This is a genomic window from Phenylobacterium sp. (assembly GCF_037189685.1).
Lineage (GTDB): Bacteria > Pseudomonadota > Alphaproteobacteria > Caulobacterales > Caulobacteraceae > Phenylobacterium.
Genome location: NZ_JBBCIT010000010.1, coordinates 160,688 through 182,098 on the forward strand (window position 1 = coordinate 160,688; position 21,411 = coordinate 182,098).

The window sequence follows — 21,411 nt, forward strand, 5'->3', positions numbered from 1 at the left end:
AACCTCAGAGGGGGCCGGCCGAACGCAAGGCGCGCCAGGCCCAGGCCAGGGCGAGAAGGAACGGGATGGAGAGCGCCGCCAGCAGGCCGGCGATCCGGCCCCACCGCGCGCCGGCCGCCTCCGGGCGGGGCATGAAGTCGGGCTTGTCGTCGTAGTCCGCCAGCGTCAGCGGCCGCATCGACGCCAGCTTGGGCTCGAAGTGCGCCCGCCAGCGCGCCTGCCAGGCGTCAACGTCGGCCAGGAAGCGGACCCGGCGTTCCGGCGCACCGCCGGCCAGATCCTCGGTCAGCAGCTTGAGCGCCAGAGAGGGGCTGGCGGGCGAGGCCCACCGCAGGGCCTCGGCCTGCCGGACGCGGGCGGCGTCCATCCTCGCCGCCACCGGCGCGAAGCGGGCGTCGAAAGCGAGCGTCCGCGGCGTCATTTCGGTGACGAAGTAGTGCTCGTACTCGTCACCCTGGCGCACCGGCCGATTCTGCGGCTTGGCGGCGTAGTAGGCCGCCGTCACCTCGGCGCGGCGCCGGTTGAGGTCGCTTTCGATCTCGCGCATGGCGAGGACGCCCGAGAGGCGGTCCGGCGGCGGCGCGACGGCGCTCACCACCACGCTGATCACCGCCGGCGCCAGTAGGGCCGAGGCGATCCAGATCGAGAGCAGCGCGAGGGCGGCCGCCGCCGAGTTGCGGGCCCGCGCGTTGATGGCAGCCGACAGCGCGCACCAGACGCCCAGCATCAGGGCCAGCCCGCCCAGCCAGGCGAGAAGCGCGGGCGCCGAGGGCCGCCCTTTCTCCGTGAACAGGGCCGCGGCGAGCGCCACGCCCCCCACTATGGCGAAGACCGCGAGGTATCGGACCCCGAGGCGCGCCACGACGATCCGCGCCAGGCTGACGCCCTGGCTGGCCAGCAAGGCCGCACTACCCTGCTCCCGGTCGCGCGCGAGCACATCGTAGGTCAGGAACAGCAGGAAGAGCGGCGCAAGCCAGGTGGCGACGAAAGACAGGTCGAAGGGTCCGTCGAGTCGATTGGAGGGATCGTCCAGCGTCGGCTGCTGGTCGCGGTGACGGGTCAGAAAGCTCACTTTCAGCAGGTCCGGCGCGGGCCGCGCTTCGGCGGCGGACAGCACGCCCAGCTCCGCGTCCGGCGGCGCGAGGGCGCGCCCGGCGCTCAACACCGCCTGGTGCGCCTTGCGGGCGCTGCCAAACTGGCCTTCCTGCATCCGCCCGGCCTCGAGCTCCACGAGCATGGCCCGCTTCCTGGCGAAGGCGGCCTGATCCTCGGACTGCGCCGCTGCGACCCTGGACCGGTCCGCCTCAAGCCGTTGGGCGCCGTTCCAGGCGCCGAGCCCGCACAAGGCCAGGAGCACCAGCAGCAGTGCGGCCACGCCCGGCGCCCGCAAGAAGAGCCGCGCCTCCCGGCGCCACAAGCCGTTCATGGCCGCAGCCTCCGGGACGCCAGGACAAGACCGACGAGGGCCGCCATCGTCCAGGCGGCGAGCAGGCCGAGGAACGCCGCCTGCCGCGCGATCGCCCAGCCGGCCGAGGGCGAGGCGTAGTGGAACGGCGCCACCGCGGACCAGTCGCGTCCATCGCCGTCCATCTCCCAACCGGCGCCGCGCACCCGCGCCTCGATCAGGCTGTTCATCTGCAGCCCGAAACCCCGCCGATACGTTTCGGCCGCTTCCAGGAAATCGCGGTGGTGCGGCCAGTCCATCCCGGCCATGCCCTGAGCGACGCTGCGCGCGGCGACGAACGGCGAGGCCAGCGACACCGCCATGCGGATCCGCGACTGGTCGTCGTAGGTCCGCACGAGCCGGGCGTACTCCCGATCGTCCACCTCGGTGGACCAGGCGTCCATGTGGCGCATGCGGATGCCGGAGAAGCCTACGGGCAGGTCCTCGAGACGCTGGACCTTGTGCTCAGCCAGCGTCCTGGTCTCGAGCGCCTTCAACTGCGCCGCGTAGCCGGGCCGGTCGCTGTATCCCTCGTCGAAAGCGGTCCGCGCCGCCTTCTGGTAGGCCTCCAGGCTCGGGGCCGGCGAGACGCGCTCCACCAGGGTCGTCGCCGCCCGCGGCGCGAGGACGAAGATCCCCACCCAAAGGCCGAGCGCGGCGGTCAGCGCGCCGCGCGAGGACCTGGCCACGGCCGAGATCGCCACCCCAGCGGCCAGCAGCCCCAGCAGCAGCAGAGCGTCGGCGCCCAGGAGGACGAGGCCGCGGACGACGATGTCGAGCGCCGTGCCGCCCGGCGCGGCCCAGGCCGCCACGCCCACCGCCAGGAGCGCCGCCGGCGCGAGGGGCAAGGCCAGCGCCGTCGCCAGGCCCAGAAGTTTTCCGCCCGTCCAGGCGAACGGACTCACGCCTTGCGCCAGCGCCAGCCGCAGCATCCCGCTCTCACGGTCGCGAACGATGGCGAGCGCGCCCAGGGTGAGCGCCAGGAGGCCCCCCAGCATCTGCAGGATCGCCGAGCCGCTGGCGACCCCCAGGCCCGTCTGCAGGGTGAGGTCGTCCTCCGACGGGATGTTGGCAAACGCCGGCCGGTCATGCGCCTCCAGCCAGAGCGTCTGGCCCGCGAAGGGCCGCAGCCCGGGCTCGAACATCGCCAGGCTGAGCTCGGGCATGGCCACATAGGCGCCGAAGTGCGCCGCGCGGTGGGGGTGGCGCTCGCCCTGGTCCAGCCACTGCTGGCGCGCCTCGGCGATGAAGTGCTCTCGTTCGCCCCGCGCCCGCTCGAACTGGAACCAGCCGGCGGTGGTGGCGGCGAGCACCGCGAGCAGCAGGACGACCCCGGTCATCACCAGGCGGCCATCCCGCATCTGCAGCGCCAGCTCGCGGCGGGCGATCGCTCCGATCATCGCCTTGGCCTCAGAACCCGTACATGAGCCGGACGGTCACCGACCGGGGCTCCTGCGGGAAGATGTTGGTGCTGGAGAGGTCGTAGATCGTCTCGTCACCGAGGTTCTTCAGATTGACCTGCACCCGCCAGGGCCCGCGGCCATAGGCGGCCATGGCGTCCACCCGCACGTAGTTGGGCAGACGGAAGGCGGGGTTGGGCAGGGCGATGGCGCGATCGTCGACGTAGTACACGCCCAGGCCGAGCTCGAGCCCCTCGAGCATTCCCTCCTGCACCGTGTACTTGTTCCAGAGGCTGGCGCTGTGCATCGGCGCGCCGGGAAGCTGCGATCCGACCCGGAAGGTGTTGTCGCGGCTGACCCGGGCATCGATGTAAGACAGGCCGAAGATCATGTCCCAGCCCGGCAGCGGCGAGCCTGCGACGTCGAATTCGACACCCTTGCTCTCCTGCTCGCCGGTCTGCACCCGGAAGACCGGATTGTCCGGATCGGGCGTGGAGACGTTCTTCTTGGTGATGTGGTAGGCCGCCAAGGTCGTGGACAGCCGCCCGCCCAGCCAGGTCCGCTTGATCCCCGCTTCCAGCTGGCGGCCCTCCTCCGGGTCGAGATCGTCCCCCGACGCCGTCCGGCCGCTGGTGACGGACATGAAGGATTCGCCGTAGCTGGCGTAGAGGCTGGTGGCGGTGTCGGGCTGGTAGACGAGGCCGACCTGGGGGCTGAAACCCTCGTCGACGCTCTTGCGCGCCAGGGCTCCGGTCATCAGGTTGACGCTCTTGTTGCGCACCCGGTCGTAGCGCGCCCCCACCAGCAGCTTCCACCGTTCGCCCAGCGAAATCAGGTCCTGGGCATAGACCCCCAGGGCGCGGTTGGTCACCTCGTCGGCGAACAGCACGAACCCGCCCGGCTGAGGCTTGGCGCCGTACACCGGCGCGAAGAGATCGATGGGCGCGAGCCCCGAGAAGAAGAACGAATAGGCCTGCTGGGTCTCGTAGGCCTCGACCCCGGCCGCGAACCTGTGCCCCAGCCCGCCGGTCTGGAACGCCCCCACCAGCTCATTCTGGACCACGAAGCTATGGGACTTCTCCCAGTTGTCGTAGGCGACGCGGTTCACGGTGCGCCCGTCGGCCTGGACACCGGAGAACGAGCGGAGGGCGTAGTCCCCGTCCGTCCAGGCGTAGCCGGTTGTCTGGCGCAGCCGCCAATCCTCGTTCAGGCGCCATTCGATCGTCGAGGCGACGAAGGTGGATTCCACCCTGTTCACGCCATCCGGCTCGCCCAGGAAGCGGCTGATCGGGACCTTGAAACTGTTGGGGTGGCGCGGGAGGCCCAGGTCCCAGGTGTAGTCGCTCCTGCGGTGCTCGAGCTCCACCGTCCAGTCGAGGCTCTCCGTCGCCTTCCAGGTCAGGACAGGGGCGATGAAGTAGCCGTCGACACCGGTCTTGTCGCGGAAGCTCCCGGCGTCGTCGGCAGCCACGTTCAGCCGGCCATAGAGGGTTCCTGCGATCGGTCCGCCGGCATCGAGCTCGCCGCGATAGCGGTCGAAGCTGCCGACGACGGCCTGCGCCCGGATCAGCGGCTCGGTCGTGGGCTTCTTGGTGATGGTGTTCGTGATGCCCCCTGGAGTCACCGCCCCGTAGAGGACCGAGCCTGGCCCTTTGAGCACCTCGAAACGCTCGACGTTGGCGGTGTCGCGCAGAGTGTAGAAGCCGAAGTCGCGGACGCCGTTGCGCAGGGTCAGAAAGCTCGCGTCAAAGCCGCGCAGATAGGCGCCGAAGTTCTGAACGCCGCCGTAGCCCGCCTTGCGCTGGGCGCCGCTGACGTTGTCGAGGGCCTCCCCCAGCTGATTGAGCGAGCGGTCCTGGATCAGCTCCTGCGACACCACCGAGATCGACAGCGGCAGGTCGCGCAGCTCGGCGTCCATCTTCACCCCGGTCAGGGTGTCCACCGCCCGGTAGTTCTCGATCCGCCGCCCCGAGACCACGACGCTCTCGATGTCGATGTCCGCCTCTGCGGCAAGCACGTGGCCGCTGGATGCGCCGCACAGCAAAACCGCCGCGAAGCGCGCGCCCATCCGCCCCCTCATCACCGCCCCCAAATCCACTCGCAACCAAACTGTTATGTTATATCATTTCGATTCTCAAGCCGCCATGTTCCGCGGGCGTGGGCACAGGTCGCGCCCCGGGATCGAAGGATCCGACGCAGATTTCCCCGCTGACCTGGCCGCCGTGGCGGCCACGCCCGTGTACCCGGCCAGGTGCGAGTGACCTGCGAAGCGACCGTCCTTCCGGGCGCGGCGCTCAGGCGGGCCTCAGGGTTCAGCGCTGCGCCGGTGGCGCCCCTGATGTCCGGGCGCCCCTTCAGCGCCTACCGCGTCGCCGTCGGGAGGAACGCCCAAGCCTTGGTCAGGCCATGGTGGGGATCACGAACGCCTGGTCGCCGATGACCCCCTCGGCCAGGAGTGCGGCAAGTCAATAGCCCCGTGAGCGGTCCACCAGATGGGTTGGAGTTCGGGACGCCTCGATCCGCCGGATGTCCGCGACCACCTTGGCGGCGGCGCTTTCCGGATGGGTGAAGGCCGAGGCGTGCGGCGTGACGACGACGGAGGGATGCGTCCAGAAGGGGTGGTCGGCGGCCAGGGGTTCCCGGTCGAACACATCGAGCGTGGCGCCGGCGACCTGACCGCTGTCGAGCGCGGCCAGCAGGTCGGCCTCCACGAGATGGGCGCCGCGCCCGACGTTGATCACGCAGGCGCCCCGGGGCAGCCGCGCGAAGAGATCGGCGTCCAGCAGGCCCGCCGTGTCGGGCGTCAGGGGCAGAAGGCAGACCAGGATCTCGCACCCCTGCAGCAACCGCGACAGGCCCGCCGCGCCCCAGAACACCTCGACGCCGGGCAGGCTGCGGGGCGTACGCGCCCAGCCCCGCACCTGGAAGCCGATCCCGGCCAGGGCCGAGGCGCAGGGTCCGCCCAGTTCGCCCAGGCCCAGCACGCCGACGACCCGGTCCTGCGCCAGCGGCGGCCGGTGCGGGATCCAGAGCTTCCGCGCCTGCTGCCGGGCGTAGAGCGCGGCGTCCCGGTGATGGCGCAGCACCGACATCAGGACGTACTCGACCATGCCCTGGGCGAGGCTTTCGTCGACCATGCGAACGACCGGCGTCTCGCCGAGGTCCGGGCGGCCGACCAGCCCGTCGACACCGGCGCCCAGACTGAACACGGCCTTCAGGCGGGCATAGGCGCGCAAGCCGCCAGCGGGGACGTTCCAGGCCAGGACATAGTCGATCTCGTCGGGCGGACCCGGCGCGTCGGCGCCGCGCAGGTCGACATCGGGCGCCAGAGTCGCGAACGCGCGGGCCCAGGGTTCGGCGTCGACCCCGAAGCATGCCAGCAGCAGCACCGCCTGGCCTTGTGTGTTCATGGTTCGACCCGCCTCGGACCCGGTAGCCTACTGCTCGCTGAGCTGATGGGCGAATGCGGTGTCGAACGGCGGAGGACGCCCGTCCTCCGCGGCCTGGTCGATCCGCCGGAAAGCGTCCTGGACATAGCGCACGCCCAGCCAGCGGAAAGGTTCCGGCTCCCAGGCCGGAGGCTGGTGCTGAGCCAGCGGCAGGGTCTCGAGGCCCGTCTCTCGGCCCGTGATCAGGCCCGCCAGAAGCCGGGCCGACAGGTTGCTGGTGGACACGCCGCGTCCGGTATACCCGCCAAGGTTCCCGAGCCGCGTCGCCGGGTCGAACGTCACGCCTGGCGACCAGTCGCGGGACACCCCCAGATAGCCCCCCCAGGCGTGGGTGAACTCGACGCCCCGCAGCGACGGGAACCAGTTGACCACCGCTTCCTGCATCCAGCCGATCGCCTCGCGGTCGCGGGTCTCGTCGAGGCGGGAGCCCCAGTGATAGGGCGCGCCCCGGCTGCCGTAGAGGATGCGGCCGTCCAGGGTCTTGGTGAGATAGTCGACGGTATGAGCCTGGGACCCCAGGCTCTCCCCCTGCGCCCAGCCGATCTCGTCCCACTGGGCGGCCGTGAGCGGCGCCGTGAGCACGATCATGGACGACATCGGCAGGCGACTGCGGCGGAAGGGCGCCAGCTGGGGAAGATAGGCCTCCCCCGCCGTCACCACCGCCCTGCGCGCCTGGACGCGTCCGGACGCCGTGGAGAGCGCTGGCCTCGGGCCCCGCGTGATGCCGGTGACCGCCGACTGTTCATAGATCACCCCGCCCCGGCGCTCGACCGCCCGCGCCAGTCCGCGGGCGAGCCGGGCCGGATGCACGCTGGCGCTGACGGGTGTGTAGAGGGCGCCTTCGAGCTTCGTGACGTTGATCCGCTCGCGCGCCGCCTCGGGGCCGATCAGAAGATTGCGGTCGTCCAGGCCCAGCCGTGCATAGGCCGCGTGCGCGGCCTGGATCGCCGGCAGCTGATCCCTGCCGCGCGCGACGCTGAGGATGCCCGTGTTGCGATAGTGGGCGTCGATCCCCTCCCGTTCGCAGATCCGACCGATCTCCTCGACCGCGTCGAACATCTCCAGGAGCGTGCGGCGCGCCAGTTCTGGGCCGAACCGCCGTTCCAGGGTTTCCGGATAGAGCGGATATCGCGACGAGCACCAGCCGCCGTTGCGGCCCGACGCGCCGAAGCCGCAGATGTCGCGCTCGATGACGGCCACCTCCAGCGCGGGATTGTCCAGAAGGAGGTAGTAGGCCGTCCAGAGACCGGAATAGCCACCGCCCATGATCGCCACGTCCACGACGAGGTCACCCTTCAGCGCCGGGCGCGGGGTGAGGTCGTCGTCGGCCGTCTGCATCCAGAAGCTGGTGTCGGCATAGGGCGAGCCCGAGCCCGGACCGGGCGCCGATGAGATCGTATGCGGGGCGTTCATGCGCGCTCGTCGAACACGATGAACAGCTTGGTCGCCTGGGACCTGATGTCCCAGACACCCCCTGAGCCGGCCGGAAAATAGACGGCCTCCCCTGCGCCGATCGCAATCGGCGGCCCGCCGTCGGGCGTGAAGACGCAATCGCCCTCAAGGAAGACGCAGAACTCGGCCTGTACGACCTGCCGGCGCCAAACCCCGGGGGAGCATCGCCAGACGCCCGACTTCGAGGTCGGACAGGAAGCGGACGGAAAGCCGAGGCTGGCCACCTGCGCCACCAGATCCCCCAGGGGCGCCTTGACCGGCGTCGCCGGCGGAAGCCCGGCAAGCGCCTCGTCGACCCGAAATTTCACGATGGACATGGATTCGGCCGGGCTGTTCATCAGGCGAGGATCAGCGGGCGGCCGGCAGGGTCGGGCACGGGCTCGACGTCGATGCAGACCAGCTTGGATTCCAGGTATTCGTCGACCCCATAGCGTGAGCCCTCTCGCCCCAATCCTGATTCCTTGACCCCGCCGAAAGGACCCGCCTCGGTGGAGATGAGACCGGTGTTGAGGCCGACCATTCCGCATTCCAGCGCCTCGCTGACCCGCCACGACCGGCTCTGGTCGCGGGTGAAGACGTAGGCCGCAAGGCCCGCGGCGGTGTCGTTGGCCAGGGCCACGGCTTCGGCCTCGGTTTCGAACCGGATCAGGCCCGCCACAGGCCCGAAGGTCTCCTCGCGGGCCAACAGCATGTCGGGCGTGACGCCGACGATCACCGTGGGCGCGTAGAACAGCGGTCCGGCGGGGAGACGGGCGCCGCCCGTCAGCACCACCCCGCCCCGGGCGCGGGCGTCCTCGACGTGCCGTTCCACCTTGGCGAGAGCGGCCGGACTGATGAGCGGCCCCTGGTCCGTCGGCCCAGCCAGGCCATCGCCCGCCACGAATCCACCGACGGCCTGAGAAAGCCTGCGCGCGAATTCGTCGTGGACGCCGGACTGCACCAGCAGGCGGTTGGCGCAGACGCAGGTCTGGCCGGTATTGCGGAACTTCGACGCCAGCGCGCCCTGGACGGCGCGGTCCAGGTCGGCGTCGTCGAAGACGATGAACGGGGCGTTGCCCCCCAGTTCCAGGGACACCCTCTTGACGCTGCCCATGCACCGCGCGGCCAGCATCTTGCCCACCGCCGTCGAGCCGGTGAAGGTGAACTTCCGCACGCGGGGATCGGTCGTGAGCACCTCGCCGATCGGTCCGGCCTGGCCCGTGACCACGTTGAAGACGCCGGGCGGAACGCCCGCCTCGTGCGCCAGCGCGGCCAGCGCGAGCGCCGTGAACGGCGTCAGTTCGGATGGCTTGACCACCATCGTGCAGCCGACAGCGAGCGCCGGGCCGGCCTTGCGGGTGATCATGGCGGCCGGGAAGTTCCACGGCGTCACCGCGGCCACCACCCCCACGGCCTGGCGAAGGACCATCAGGCGCTTGTCGGCCTGATGGCCGGGGATCACGTCGCCGTAGGCGCGCTTCGCCTCTTCCGCGAACCATTCGAGGAATGCCGCCGCATAGGCCGCTTCGCCCCGCGCCTCGGCCAGGGGCTTGCCCTGCTCGGCGGTGATCAGCCGGGCCAGGGGGTCGGAATGCGCGGTCACCAGGTCGAACCAGCGACGGAGCACGCCGGCGCGCTCCTTGGCCGATTTCGCCCGCCAGGCCGGCAGCGCGCGTTGGGCCGCGGCCACCGCCCCCTCAGCCTCGGCGGCGCCCAGGTCCGGCACGCATCCCAGCCGGCGGCCGGTGGCCGGGTTGACCACCTCCAACGTGCGGTCGCCCGCGACCCACAGGCCGTCGACATATGCCGCTTCCCGCATCAGGTCGGGCGGAACGGCGGTGGCGCGACCGACACTCACGCCGCGTCCGCCAGGCTGAGGCTGGCTTCGAGAATGTCCAGGCCCTCGTCGAGGACGGAGTCGCTGATGGTGAGCGGCGCGAGGAAGCGGATGGTCTCGCCGAACAGGCCGCATGTGAGCAGCAGCAGTCCCCGCTCCAGGGCCCGCGCCGCGACCCGCTTCGCCATCGCCGCGTCGGGCGTGGAGCCGCCGTGGGACGTGACCAGGTCGAAGGCCACCATGGCGCCCGGCCCGCGCGGTGGAGTGACCGGCGCGAGGTCGTTGCGGCCGACGAACCCGGCCACGCGCGTCCGCACCCGGTCTCCGATCCGGTCCGCCCGCGCGAGAAGCTCCTCGTCCTCGAAGACGTCCAGGACCGCCAGGGCGGCGGCGCAGGCCACCGGCGAACCGCCATAGGTGCCGCCCAGCCCGCCCGGCTCCACCGCGTCCATCAGCGCGGCGCGCCCCACGACGCCAGCCAGGGGAAAGCCGCCCGCCAGCGACTTGGCCACGGTGATCATATCGGGCTGCACACCCGAGTGCTCGACACCGAACATCCGGCCGGTGCGGCCGAAACCGCTCTGCACCTCGTCGGCGATCAGCAGGACGCCATGGAGGTCGCAGATCTCCCGCAGGCGCGCGAACAGGGCCGCCGGCGCGGGATGGAAGCCGCCCTCCCCCTGCACCGGCTCCAGGACGATGGCCGCGACCTGGGCGGGCGCGATGTCGGCGGCGAACAGGAAGGAGAGCGCCTTCAGGCTGTCGTCCACCGACACGCCGTAACGTTCGGCTGGAAACGGCAGGTGATAGATGTCGGGCGGCGAGGAGCCGAATGCACGTTTATAGGGCGCGACCTTGCCTGTGAGCGCCATGGTCAGCGCCGTGCGGCCGTGGAAGGCCCCGGTGAAGGCGATGACGCCCGGACGTCCCGTGGCCGCGCGGGCGATCTTGACGGCGTTCTCGACGGCCTCGGCGCCGGTGCTGAACAGGATCGACTTGGCCGGCCCATCGAAGGGCGCCAGCGCGTTCAGGCGTTCCGTCAACGCGACATACGGCTCGTAGGCCATGACCTGAAAGGCGGTGTGGGTGTAGCGGGCGAGCTGCCTCTGGACGGCGTCCATGACCCGGGGGTGCCGGTGGCCGACGTTGAGCACCCCGATCCCGCCGGCGAAGTCGATATAGCGCCGCCCCGCCACATCCCAGATCTCAGCGTTCTCCGCCCGATCGGCGAAGAGGCCCGTCGCCGTCGCGACGCCGCCCGAGACCGCCGCATGCCGACGCGCCAGGAGCCCGGCGTTGCGGTCTTCGCCCATTGGAAGGGTATCGATATCCACGGAGAACCCCGGCGCTGGAATGGTCGGAAATTCCGACGGCGCGGCAGGATTGCGAAGATGATATCAGCGCGCGGATTGGTGACGAAAGATCACCGGTCAGCCCGCCAGCGCGAGCTTCGTCGAGGCGACCCGGGCCTTCGCCTCGCGAACCAGCCAGTTCCGGAACAGCGCGATGGGACGCGCGGTCCAGCGATCGCGCCGCGACACGAAGACATAGGCGCCCATGGTCGTGGCGCGGGCGCCCACCATGCTGCTGACGTTCAGCAACCGGCCGGCCTCGAGATCGTCGCCCAGCAGGAAGACGTTGGTGAGCGCGACGCCCTCGCCCCGGCGCGCGGCGTCGACGGTGAGGTTGGCGTGCCACATCCGCGGCCCCGCGATGTCGCCGGCCGAGGTGTCGATCCCGTTGCCCTCGAACCATTCGGTCCACTGGCGGAAGTTCCCTTCGTGCAGCAGGGGAACCTTGAGCAGGGCCGCCGGCGTCCGGGGCGGACCGGCCGCGAACATGGACGGCGCGGCGACGGCGAGCACGGGCGGGCGGGCGATCTCCATGGACTGCACCTCCGGGCCGAGGGCCAGGGGCGCGGCATCGATGCTGTACCGGATGTCGACGTCGGCTTCGTGCCGGCCGAAGTCGGGCGTGTTGTCGGACGGGTGGAGTTCGATGTCGATCTCCGGGTTCTGGGTCCGGAAGTCGGCCAGCCGCGCCATGAGCCAGTGAGAAGCGATGCCCGGAACGCAGAAGATGTTGAGCCGGCCGTCGTCCAGCCGCCGGGTCAGGTCGGCGGCCGCGCTCGCGATCTCCAACAGGGCGGCGGAGATGCGTCTGTGGAACTTCTCGCCGTCGGGGGTCAGCCGGCCTCCGCCGCCGCTGCGCTCGATCAGCGGCATTCCGGCCCAGAGCTCCAGGCTTCGCACATGCCGGCTGACCGCGGCGTGGTCTAGGGCCAGCACCGCCGCGGCCCGCCGGATACCGCCGACGCGGCCCACCACCTCGAACGCACGCAAGGCGGTCATCGGGGGCAGAGCCCGGCGATCGGCGAGCGGGCTGGTGAGGTGGCGCTCCGTTGTCATCTTTCAGTCGTCTCACCCCGGAAGCCGGCTTGCAACGGTCCAGAGCCCGGATGGGCGCTTCTGCCTGAGACATGGGCGCTGGGTGTCACCGGGCCGGTCCCGGGCCTCATCCCGGTGGCGGTTCCGGGTGGAACGTGGTGATCGGAACCGGTGACGAACTGACACCGCCTCGGCGATGTTTCTCAACTTCCGCAGGGGGAAAGCGGCAGGCACGCTCCGGATCGGCCGCTGCACGGACGTCTGCAGTCGGAGCCCGTGGGGGAGCTCGGCGGCGCGCCTGACCGATCTGAGGGGGTACATGTCCGACCATCAATTCATGAGAGCCGCGGCGGTGAAATCCTCGAAGGCGATGTTGCTCGGCGCCGCCGCGACCCTGGCATGCCTCGCCGCAAGCGATGGCGTGGCCGCCGAATCTGCGCCGCCTGCCGTGGGGGAGGTGGTCGTCACCGGCTCGCGGATCGCCCGCCCCGAAGTCGACCAGCCGACGCCGGTCCAGGTGCTGGGCTCCGAGAGCTTCCAGAAGACCGGCAACGCCGATGTGGGCCAGGTCCTGGCGCAGCAGCCCGCCGTGAACTTCGGCGGCACGCAGCAGGCGCAGCAGAACAGCGGCTCGGCCACTACGGGCGGCCTCTCCCTGGTCAACCTGAGGGGCCTGGGCACGAACCGCACGCTGACCCTGGTGAACGGCAAGCGGCAGGTGGGCAGCGACCCCGGGAACACCGCCTTCGACCTCAACTCGATCAGTTCGGCGGCGATCCACCGGGTGGAGGTCGTGACCGGGGGCGCTTCGGCCGTCTACGGCTCGGACGCGGTGACCGGCGTCGTCAACATCATCACCCGCGACCGCTTCGAGGGCCTGGAATTCGAGATCAAGGGCACGCGCTCCGAGTACGGGCGGCCCGGGGAGACCCGCACCTATTCGGCCGCCGCCGGCCGGTCGTTCCTGGACGGCCGCGCCAACCTCATGGCCACGGTGACCTTCGACACGACGCGAACCTTCCACCACAACGACCAGCCGGACAGCTTCGCCTACAACACGGTCGCCAATCCGGCCTACGCCCCCGGCAACGGCCAGCCCAACACCCTGCTGGTGCCCTACGTCCAGTCGATGCAGCCCTGGATCGGCGGCGTGCTCAACTACAATGGAACGCCCCTGCAGCCGGGCGGCATCCCCTTCGACGCCAACGGCCTGCGGACCACCTACCCGACGGCCCTGGCCTTCGGCACCCTGGCCATCTATCGCCAGCTCGCCGGCTACTGCGACCTGTGCTTCAACTATCAGAACTATGACACCCTGGTGCCGAAGGTGGACAAGCGGATCGGTTCGATCCGGGGCCACATCGACCTGATCACCGAAGGGCCCTTCACCGCCACGGCCTATGCCGACGCGAGCTACGCCCGGCGCCAGTCGTCCGGCGACGGCCAGCCGGCCAACGTCAACGGCGTCCCGATCAACGTCGCGCAGAACCCGTTCCTGGACCCCGCGGTCCGGACCCAGCTTCTGGCGGCGGGCACGACGACCGCATCGCTGTGGAAGCTGTTCGAGCCGGTCGGGCACCGCTTCGTGAACAACCTGCGCAAGACCGAGCAGTTCAACGCCGGCGTGAAGGGTGAGTGGGAAACCCCGTTCGCGGACCTCAAGTACGACGCCTACGCCTCCTACGGCCAGTCGCGGATCCGCTACGTGTCGGACAACAACGTCCTCAGCGCCAACCTGACGGCGGCGCTGGACGCCGTCATCAATCCGGCGACGGGGGCTGTCGACTGCCGGGTGAACGTGCCGTCGCTGCAGCCGGCCAACTATGTCCGGCCGGCGATCGTGGGTTCGGCGACATGCGCCCCCTTCAATCCGTTCGGAATCTATCCCAGCCAGGCGTCGGTGGACTTCATCTCGCGCCAGATCGTGAACCGCGCGTCGCTCGAACAGACCGTCGCCGGTCTCTCGTTCGCCGGCGACACCGACAGGTTCCTGCATCTGATCGGCGGCGCTCCGGTGGGCTTCGCCGCTGGCGTGGAGTATCGCAAGGAGGCGGCGTCCTTCCGCTTCGACCCCAACGGCCGCCTGCTCACCACCGCCGCCTCGGGGACCAATTCGGACGCGTCCTTCAACGTCAAGGAGATCTACGGCGAACTCTCGGCCCCGATCCTCACGGGCCTGCCCTTCGCCGAGCTCCTCAGTGTGGGCGGGGCGATCCGATACGCCGACTACAGCTCGGTCGGCGGCGTCACCAGCTACAAGGCCGACGCCGTGTGGGCGCCGGTGCGGGACCTCCGCTTCCGCGGAACGATCTCGCGGGCCGTGCGGGCGCCCAACATCACCGAAGCCTATTCGCCATCCCAGACGAGCACGGGCCCCGGCCCCGACCCCTGCACCACCGTGCTGGCGGCCGCCAGCGCCACCCGCCGGGCGAACTGCACCGCACTGGGCATTCCCCTCGTGTTCGCGGGCCGGCCCACGTCCATTCCGCTGATCTCGTCGGGAAACCTGAATCTGTCGCCGGAGAAGGCCGACACCTACACGGTCGGCGTGGTCGCCACGCCGAGCTTCCTGCCCGGCTTCTCGTTCTCGGCGGACTACTACCAGATCAAGATCGAGGACGCGATCACGCTGTTCACCGCCACCCAGATCGCGGCGGCCTGCGTCGACAGCGTCGGCGGCCCCGACCCGGCGTTCTGCAGCCTCGTCAAGCGCGACGAAAACCCGGCGTCCCCCACCTACAAGTTCCTGGAGTCGGTGACGGCCACCTACGTGAACGCCTCGAAGCTGGTGGACCGCGGGATCGACTTCCAGGCCAGCTACCGGTTCGACGCCTTCGGCGCACAGATGGTCGCGCAGATCGCAGGCAACCGGCTTCTGGAACGCAGGAACTACCCGTTCCAGTCCAATCCGGCGCAGTACACCAAGCTGGACGGCTTCGTCGGCAACCCGACCTGGAAGATCAACCCGTCGATCAGCATGACGCGGGGGCCGCTGAAGGTCATCCTCTCGGGACGGTACTTCAACGCGCAGAGCCTGATCGACCTCAGCCCCGGTCAGAACCAGAACTTCCAGGATATCAAGACCATCCGTAGCGAATACTACCAGGACGTCTATGTATCGTGGACGTTCGAGGACGCCGGCATCACCACCTACGGCGGCGCCACCAACCTGTTCGGGAACAAGCTTCCCAAACACACGGCGTCCCAACGCAACCTGACCTCGGGCTACGATCAGATGGGCACGGTGTTCTTCGCCGGCGTCAAAGCGAAGCTCTAGGGGAGGCTCCGGAACGCATGGCTGACCGACGTCACGGGATCATCGCCGGAGCCGCGGCCCTGAGCATGCTGGCGACGCTCCTTCCCCAGGCCGGGGCCGCGCAGCCGGCGGTTCGCGGCGAGGTCACGATCTACCGCGACGCCTGGGGCGTGCCCCACATCGAAGGGGCGACCTCGGCGGCGGTGATGTACGGCCTGGGCTACAGCCAGGCGCAGGACCGGCTGGCGCAGCTCGAGCTCAACCGGCGAAACAAGAAGGGGATGCGGGCCGAGATCCTCGGCCCCCGCTTCCTGCAGGCCGACAAGGAAGCGCGCAACGAGGTTCTCTCCGACGCCGAGTTGATGCGGATGTACGCCGCGCTGTCAGCCGAGCACCAGGGGATGCTGCAAGGCTACGTGGACGGCCTCAACCGGGCCATCGACGAGGTGCTGGCCGATCCGGAGCACAAGCTGCCCTACGAATTCAAGGCCTGGGGCGTGATGCCGGCCCGCTGGACGCTCGCCGACTACCTCAGCCACATCGCCGCGCCGCACGGCAACACCTACGAACTTCAGAACCTGGCCTTCCTGAACGCCATGGTCGAGCGGTACGGTCCGACGGTGGGGCGGCAAATCTTCGATGACGTGGTGCCGATCAGCGATCCCGACACCCCCCTGATCATCCCGCCGGGCGAAGACCTGGCCCCGGCCCGGCCCGCGCCGCAGGGCGCCCCCTATCCTCCCGCCCCTCATCCTCCCGGCCCCCTGGCGACGGCGATGTCGGCGCTGCGCGAGGCGCCGAAGCGGGCCGAACCGGTAATGGGCGCCAGCCGCTGCCTGGTGATCGGGCCGCAGAAGTCCGCCAGCGGCCGGCCGCTCCTGATGGAAGCCACGTCCGACGGCCCGGAGTCGCACCTGTACGGCGGCGGCTTCGACACCGTGGGCTTCAGTCACACCGGCTGGGGACCCCCGATCATGGGCCGGTCGTTGAAGCACGGCTGGCTGATGACGTCGGGCCACGCCGAGACCACCGACACCTACGCCGAGAAGCTGAACCCCGCCGACAAGCATCAGTACTGGTTCAAGGGCGAGTGGCGGCGCATGGAGGTGCGGACCGACATCATCAAGGTGAAAGACGCCGACCCGGTCGCCTACGAGGTCGCCTGGACCGTCCACGGGCCGGTCATCAAGTGGGATGTCGAGAACGGCGTCGCCTACACCCAGCGCAACAACGAGCGCGGCTACGAGCTCGACAACTGGGTCGGCACGGTCGAGATGGCGCGGGCCAAGAACCTCCGGGAATTCCAGTCCAAGGGCGTCGCCCGCGTCGCGTGGAACCTGGGGGTCTGCTACGCCGACGAGGCCGGAAACATCGCCTTCTGGGAGGCCGGCAAGCTGCCGAAGCGTCCCGCGACCGCCGACAGCCGGCTGCCCATGCCGGGCACGGGCGAATACGAGTGGGAGGGCTTCCACAGCGCCCGGGAAACGCCCCGGATGATCAACCCCAGGCAGGGGTATATCCACACGTGGAACGGCAAGGCCGCCGCGTGGTTGCCCGAAGGCGACGACGCCCGCATCGGCAAGACCTACCGCACCTGGCTGGGCGACAGGCTGGCGACCGCCGGCCGGGGCCTGACCCTGCTCGACCTGCGCGAGATCAACCGCAAGATCTGGAACGCCGAGGGCGCCCGCGACCGGGGCCAGACCTCGCCGGACTTCTTCGCGCCTCATCTCCGGGCCGCGGTGGCGAAATCCGCCGACGCCGAAGTGAAGCAGGCCCTCGAGCTGATGCTCGCGTTCAACGGCATGTACGAGGATCTCGACGCCGACGGGACGTACGACGATCCGGGCGGCACGCTGTGGCGTCAGTGGCTGCTGACCGCGCCCGAGGTCATCTTCAGCCCGCAGATCGGCGACTGGTGGCGCAAGGTCGACGAGGGTCGCTACCACCAGTACAGGACCAGCCTCCTGCTGCGCGCCGTGCAGGGCCAGGACGCCGGCCTGCCGCTCCAGCACGACTATTTCCAGGGACGCGACCGGGACGCGGTGATCGCCCAGACGATCCGCGCGACCATCGACAAGCTCAGGCCGACCTACGCGGGCAAGCCCATGACCGAGTGGCGCGCGCCGGTCTACTGGAAGTACTTCGACGCCGACAGGCTGGACCCGGCCAGGCCCTCCCTGCCCGGCGAGACCCTGTTCCGCCGCACCGCCTCCGTCCTCGGCCTCGCGCCCGCGATGGTCAGGCACCACGGCGGCGAGGGCTGGGCGGGCATGATGGAGCTGCACCCCAAGGACCGCGCGATCTTCTCGGTGGTCGAGGCCGGCGGCCAGAACCTGTTCATCGACCCGACCGGCAAGGGCAACCCGAACCTCAGCGACCAGTTGCAGATGCATGTGAACAACGAATTCAAGCGCATCGACATGTCGCTGGACACCATCAAGCGCGACGCGGTCTCGGTGACCCGGCTCAAATTCTGAAACGAGAGATGCTGATGCGGAAGTCCATCTGGCTGGGCGGCGCCGCCCTCGTGCTCGCCTGCGGCGGAAGCGCCCAGGCCCAAAGCCTGCGTCCCGACCAGGCCGCCTTCCGCGAGATCTATCGCGAGATGGTGGAGACCAACACCACACGTTCGGTGGGAAGCTGCACCGAACTGGCGGAAAAGGTCGAGACGCGCCTGCTGGCCGCAGGGCTCCCGCGCGGCGACGTGCGCGTCGTACCCTCGCCGGTCGATCCGCGCTGGGGATCGCTGACAGCGGTGTTCCGCGGCTCCGACGCCAGGGCGAAGCCCATCCTCCTGCTCGCGCACATCGACGTGGTGGAGGCGAACCGCGCGGACTGGGAGCGTGATCCCTTCACCCTCGTGGAAGAGAACGGCGTCTTCTACGGCCGCGGCTCGAGCGACGACAAGGCGCAGGCCGCCGTCTGGGTCGACAGCTTCATCCGGTTCCGCCAGGCGGGTTTCAAGCCCCGTCGGGACATCAAGATGGCGCTCACCTGCGGAGAAGAGACTCCCGAGACCTTCAACGGCGTGGAGTGGCTGCTGGAGAACGCCCGGGAACTGGTCGACGCCGAGTTCGCGCTCAACGAAGGCGCCGGAGGGCTCGCCGATGCGGCAGGCGCCCGCATCGCGCTCAACGTCCAGGCCGGGCAGAAGGTCTACCAGGATTTCCGACTGGAGCTCTCCGGCCCTGGAGGCCACAGTTCCCTGCCCGTCGCCGACAACGTCATCTATCGCCTGAGCGCCGCGGCGCTCCACGTCCGCGACCACGGCTTCAAGGTCGAACTGAACGACGCCAACCGCGGCTACTTCACCGGCATGGCGCCCATCGTCGGGGGCGAAGCGGGCGCGGCGATGCGCGCGGTGGTCAACGATCCCGGCGACGCGGCCGCGATCGCGACGCTGGCGAGGAACCCATCCTGGAACAGCATGCTGCGGACCACCTGCGTGGCGACCACCGTGCAGGGCGGGCACGCGCCGAACGCCCTGCCGCAGAGAGCGGCGGTCAACGTGAATTGCCGCATGTTCCCCGGACGCCCTGTCGAGGAGATCCGCGCCGAACTGGAACGGGTGATCGCCGACCCCGGGATCAAGGTGAGCGTCGTGCCGCCCGAGAGCCCCACCCCGCCCGCGCCGAGGCTCACGGAGCGGATCATGGGGCCGGTGCGGCAGGCCGCCGCCAAGGCCTGGCCGGGCGTTCCCGTGATCCCCGTGCTGTCGCCGGGCGCCACGGACGGGCGGTTCCTCACCGCCGCTGGCATTCCGACCTATGGCGTGACGGGGTTCTTCCACAGCCCCGGCGGCCCCAACGCCCACGGCCTGAACGAGCATATCTCCGTCCGCTCGCTCATGGAGGGGCGCGACTTCCTGCATGACCTCGTGCAGATCTACGCTCTCCAGAAGTAGGTGATGTCGGGCTCTGCGAACGGTCGTGTCGCGAACCGGCGCCGCGCCGGAGAGAGGTCATGAAGAGGCGCAGCTTGCTCGCGGGCCTCTCCGCGATCGCCGCGGGGTGCGCGCCGCGGGACGACGTGCGCGCCCGCGGTGGCTACGTCGTCGGCTCCACCGCCACCGGCGTACCGTTCAGCTTCCTGGACGTGAAGACCAACAGCCTGACCGGCGCGATGATCGACATCGCGCAGGCCGTGGCGCGTCAGGCCGGGTTTCCCGTGACGCTGTCCGTGGTTCCCTTCTCCGCCCTGATTCCATCGATCACCGCACGCCGGATCGACGTGATCGCGGCGGCCATGCTGAGGACCCCCGAACGGGAACAGGTCGTGGCCTTCACCGATCCCGTCTACGCCTATGGCGGCGCCATCGTCGCCCGGGTTGAGGATGCGCGATCCTACGCGGCGCTCGCCGACCTTCAGGGCCTGCGGGTCGGCGCTCAGGTCGGCACGCGGTTCGTGGAGCAGTTGCAGAAGGCCGGCGTTTCCGGGATCAAGACCTACGACAGCCTGGCCGACGTCCTTCGCGACCTGAGGCTGGGGCGCCTGGACGCCGCCTATGGCGACGAGCCGATCATCCGCTACTACCTGCGCGTGACGCGATCCGCGAAGCTCAAGCTCGTGGACGGATACCGGGCCCGCGAACTCGAGGAGGTGTGCCTCGTGCTGCGCAAGGCCGATCCCCGCCTCCAGGCCGTGAACGCCGCCATCGGCGAGATCCGCGCCACCGAGATCGCCGCCATCCTGCGAACCTGGGGTCTTTGAACATGGAAGACTTCCTCGGGCGATCGATCGAGTTCCTGCCCCTGCTCTGGAAAGGCGTCCTCGTCACGATCCAGGTGACGGTCGGAGCCCTCCTGCTGAGCATCGTCCTCGGGTTCGTCTGGGCGCTGATGGGGCGCTCGCGCCTCGGGCCCGTGCGGATGATCAGCCGCACGGTCATCAATGTGATCCGCGGGATTCCGATCATCGTCCAGCTGTTCTACGTCTACTTCGTCCTGCCCGAGTTCGGGCTCAGCCTGGACGCGCTGGCGGCGGGCGTCGTCGGCCTGGGCGTGGCCTATTCGGTCTACCAGGCGGAGAACTTCCGGGCGGGCTTCGAGTCCGTGGATCCCGCGCTGGTCGAGGCCGCCGAATCCCTGGGCCTCAGCGAGCGGAAGATCCTGCAGCGGCTGCTTCTGCCCCTGGCCGTGCGCACCGCCCTGCCGCCCTTCGGCAACACCTCGATCATGCTGCTCAAGGACTCCTCGATCGCCTCGACGATCACGGTGGCGGAACTCACCCGCGCGGGTCAGCTTCTCGCCGTGTCCACCTTCCAGAACATGACGGTCTACACGCTCATCGCCCTGCTCTACCTCGCCATGAGCCTGCCGCTCACGCTGGCCGTCCATCAGCTCGAACGGCGGATGAAGCGATGATCAGCGTCCGCAACGTCCGCAAGGCCTTCGGCGCCAACCCCGTGTTGCGCGACGTCAGCTTCGACGTGGCCGCCGGCGAGGTGGTCTGCCTCATCGGGCCGTCCGGGTCGGGCAAGTCGACGGTCCTGCGCTGCATAAACGGCCTGGAGGCCCATGACGCAGGGACGGTGACCGTCGACGGCCTGGAGCTCAGCCGCGAAACGCGGCGGGCGGTGCGCGGCCGCCTGGCGATGGTGTTCCAGCGCTTCAACCTCTTCCCGCACCGCACGGTGCTCGAGAACATCGTCGAAGGGCCGGTGCACGCACAGGGACGGCCGGCGGCCGAGGCCGCCGCCGAGGCGCGCGCGCTGCTCGAGAAGGTGGGCCTCAGCGACAAGGCCGGAGCCATGCCGGCTTCGCTCTCCGGCGGCCAGCAGCAGCGCGTCGGCATCGCCCGCGCCCTGGCGATGAGGCCGAAGGCGATCCTCTTCGACGAGCCCACCTCGGCGCTCGACCCGGAGCGCGTCGGCTATGTCCTGAGGATCATGCGCGACCTGGCCGAAGAGGGCATGACCATGGTCGTCGTGACCCACGAGATGGGTTTCGCCCGCGACGTGGCCGATCGTGTCCTGTTCATGGACGGCGGCCGGATCGTCGAGTCCGGGAAGGCGCGCGAACTGCTCACCGCCCCGCGCGAGGCCCGCACACGCGCCTTTCTCGACCGCGTCCTCAATCCGCTCTGAAGGCCCGCTTCGGGCTGACCCCAACCTGGCTGGACGGTCCTGCGTGGCGCGAGCCGCCATGGCGCCCGACCATCGAGGATGGATCCCGCGGCCTTGACGTCGGAGGTTATGGTGGCGGG

The 21,411-nt window shown here is 69.9% G+C and carries 15 protein-coding genes; 6 read left to right on the forward strand and 9 right to left on the reverse strand.

Annotated features, from left to right (window positions below):
* Nucleotides 1–4: 4 nt before the first annotated feature.
* From WG212_RS06880 to WG212_RS06920, 9 genes are all read right to left on the reverse strand, one after another.
* Complete coding sequence (locus WG212_RS06880) at nucleotides 5–1,426, reverse strand: DUF3526 domain-containing protein (protein WP_337186340.1); 1,422 nt, start codon at nucleotides 1,424–1,426, stop codon at nucleotides 5–7.
* Nucleotides 1,423–2,844: a DUF3526 domain-containing protein gene (locus tag WG212_RS06885; protein WP_337186341.1), complete on the reverse strand. Its 1,422-nt coding sequence runs from the start codon at nucleotides 2,842–2,844 to the stop codon at nucleotides 1,423–1,425. Before WG212_RS06885 ends, WG212_RS06880 begins: the two co-directional genes overlap by 4 nt.
* Before the next feature lie 10 nt (nucleotides 2,845–2,854).
* Nucleotides 2,855–4,912, reverse strand: coding sequence for a TonB-dependent siderophore receptor (locus WG212_RS06890; protein WP_337186342.1), 2,058 nt, complete (start codon nucleotides 4,910–4,912; stop codon nucleotides 2,855–2,857).
* Nucleotides 4,913–5,309: 397 nt separating this feature from the next.
* Complete coding sequence (locus WG212_RS06895) at nucleotides 5,310–6,254, reverse strand: glyoxylate/hydroxypyruvate reductase A (RefSeq protein ID WP_337186343.1); 945 nt, start codon at nucleotides 6,252–6,254, stop codon at nucleotides 5,310–5,312.
* Between the two features lie 27 nt (nucleotides 6,255–6,281).
* Nucleotides 6,282–7,706 (reverse strand): FAD-dependent oxidoreductase, encoded by a 1,425-nt coding sequence (locus WG212_RS06900; RefSeq protein ID WP_337186344.1) that lies wholly within the window; start codon nucleotides 7,704–7,706, stop codon nucleotides 6,282–6,284.
* Nucleotides 7,703–8,083, reverse strand: coding sequence for a cupin domain-containing protein (locus tag WG212_RS06905; RefSeq protein WP_337186345.1), 381 nt, complete (start codon nucleotides 8,081–8,083; stop codon nucleotides 7,703–7,705). The genes WG212_RS06900 and WG212_RS06905 overlap by 4 nt, the downstream gene beginning before the upstream one ends.
* Nucleotides 8,083–9,543: an NAD-dependent succinate-semialdehyde dehydrogenase gene (locus WG212_RS06910; RefSeq protein ID WP_337186449.1), complete on the reverse strand. Its 1,461-nt coding sequence runs from the start codon at nucleotides 9,541–9,543 to the stop codon at nucleotides 8,083–8,085. The genes WG212_RS06905 and WG212_RS06910 overlap by 1 nt, the downstream gene beginning before the upstream one ends.
* A gap of 35 nt (nucleotides 9,544–9,578) precedes the next feature.
* A complete protein-coding gene (gabT, locus tag WG212_RS06915; protein WP_337186346.1) occupies nucleotides 9,579–10,895 on the reverse strand; it encodes a 4-aminobutyrate--2-oxoglutarate transaminase in 1,317 nt (438 codons plus the stop codon).
* A 96-nt stretch (nucleotides 10,896–10,991) separates the two neighbouring features.
* Nucleotides 10,992–11,969, reverse strand: a complete 978-nt coding sequence (locus tag WG212_RS06920; protein ID WP_337186347.1) for a LysR substrate-binding domain-containing protein — start codon at nucleotides 11,967–11,969, stop codon at nucleotides 10,992–10,994.
* Between the two features lie 298 nt (nucleotides 11,970–12,267).
* Here WG212_RS06920 and WG212_RS06925 point away from each other — a divergent pair, with 298 nt between their 5' ends.
* The 6 genes from WG212_RS06925 to WG212_RS06950 are packed head-to-tail and all read left to right on the forward strand — an operon-like array spanning nucleotide 12,268 to nucleotide 21,292.
* The gene (locus tag WG212_RS06925) at nucleotides 12,268–15,225 is read left to right on the forward strand and encodes a TonB-dependent receptor (RefSeq protein WP_337186348.1); all 2,958 of its coding nucleotides are present in this window, start codon (nucleotides 12,268–12,270) and stop codon (nucleotides 15,223–15,225) included.
* Nucleotides 15,226–15,242: 17 nt separating this feature from the next.
* Entirely contained in the window at nucleotides 15,243–17,684 is a 2,442-nt protein-coding gene (locus WG212_RS06930) for a penicillin acylase family protein (protein WP_337186349.1), read from the forward strand.
* A gap of 14 nt (nucleotides 17,685–17,698) precedes the next feature.
* Nucleotides 17,699–19,111 carry a M20/M25/M40 family metallo-hydrolase gene (locus WG212_RS06935; protein ID WP_337186350.1) on the forward strand — a complete coding sequence of 471 codons (1,413 nt, stop codon included), beginning with the start codon at nucleotides 17,699–17,701 and terminating at the stop codon, nucleotides 19,109–19,111.
* 59 nt (nucleotides 19,112–19,170) lie between these two features.
* The gene (locus tag WG212_RS06940; RefSeq protein WP_337186351.1) at nucleotides 19,171–19,917 is read left to right on the forward strand and encodes an ABC transporter substrate-binding protein; all 747 of its coding nucleotides are present in this window, start codon (nucleotides 19,171–19,173) and stop codon (nucleotides 19,915–19,917) included.
* Nucleotides 19,918–19,919: 2 nt separating this feature from the next.
* A complete protein-coding gene (locus WG212_RS06945; RefSeq protein ID WP_337186352.1) occupies nucleotides 19,920–20,570 on the forward strand; it encodes an amino acid ABC transporter permease in 651 nt (216 codons plus the stop codon).
* Complete coding sequence (locus WG212_RS06950) at nucleotides 20,567–21,292, forward strand: amino acid ABC transporter ATP-binding protein (protein ID WP_337186353.1); 726 nt, start codon at nucleotides 20,567–20,569, stop codon at nucleotides 21,290–21,292. Before WG212_RS06945 ends, WG212_RS06950 begins: the two co-directional genes overlap by 4 nt.
* Nucleotides 21,293–21,411: the final 119 nt, after the last annotated feature.

What these genes read in the sequence shown, in the direction of transcription:
- WG212_RS06905 (WP_337186345.1), bottom strand. Translation starts at nt 8,083, where the DNA reads ATGAACAGCCCGGCCGAATCCATGTCCATCGTGAAATTTCGGGTCGAC.
- WG212_RS06900 (WP_337186344.1), bottom strand. Translation starts at nt 7,706, where the DNA reads ATGAACGCCCCGCATACGATCTCATCGGCGCCCGGTCCGGGCTCGGGC.
- WG212_RS06885 (WP_337186341.1), bottom strand. Translation starts at nt 2,844, where the DNA reads ATGATCGGAGCGATCGCCCGCCGCGAGCTGGCGCTGCAGATGCGGGAT.
- WG212_RS06935 (WP_337186350.1), top strand. Translation starts at nt 17,699, where the DNA reads ATGCGGAAGTCCATCTGGCTGGGCGGCGCCGCCCTCGTGCTCGCCTGC.
- WG212_RS06920 (WP_337186347.1), bottom strand. Translation starts at nt 11,969, where the DNA reads ATGACAACGGAGCGCCACCTCACCAGCCCGCTCGCCGATCGCCGGGCT.
- WG212_RS06940 (WP_337186351.1), top strand. Translation starts at nt 19,171, where the DNA reads ATGAAGAGGCGCAGCTTGCTCGCGGGCCTCTCCGCGATCGCCGCGGGG.
- WG212_RS06925 (WP_337186348.1), top strand. Translation starts at nt 12,268, where the DNA reads ATGTCCGACCATCAATTCATGAGAGCCGCGGCGGTGAAATCCTCGAAG.
- WG212_RS06880 (WP_337186340.1), bottom strand. Translation starts at nt 1,426, where the DNA reads ATGAACGGCTTGTGGCGCCGGGAGGCGCGGCTCTTCTTGCGGGCGCCG.
- WG212_RS06890 (WP_337186342.1), bottom strand. Translation starts at nt 4,912, where the DNA reads ATGGGCGCGCGCTTCGCGGCGGTTTTGCTGTGCGGCGCATCCAGCGGC.
- WG212_RS06895 (WP_337186343.1), bottom strand. Translation starts at nt 6,254, where the DNA reads ATGAACACACAAGGCCAGGCGGTGCTGCTGCTGGCATGCTTCGGGGTC.
- WG212_RS06930 (WP_337186349.1), top strand. Translation starts at nt 15,243, where the DNA reads ATGGCTGACCGACGTCACGGGATCATCGCCGGAGCCGCGGCCCTGAGC.
- WG212_RS06945 (WP_337186352.1), top strand. Translation starts at nt 19,920, where the DNA reads ATGGAAGACTTCCTCGGGCGATCGATCGAGTTCCTGCCCCTGCTCTGG.
- WG212_RS06910 (WP_337186449.1), bottom strand. Translation starts at nt 9,543, where the DNA reads ATGCGGGAAGCGGCATATGTCGACGGCCTGTGGGTCGCGGGCGACCGC.
- WG212_RS06950 (WP_337186353.1), top strand. Translation starts at nt 20,567, where the DNA reads ATGATCAGCGTCCGCAACGTCCGCAAGGCCTTCGGCGCCAACCCCGTG.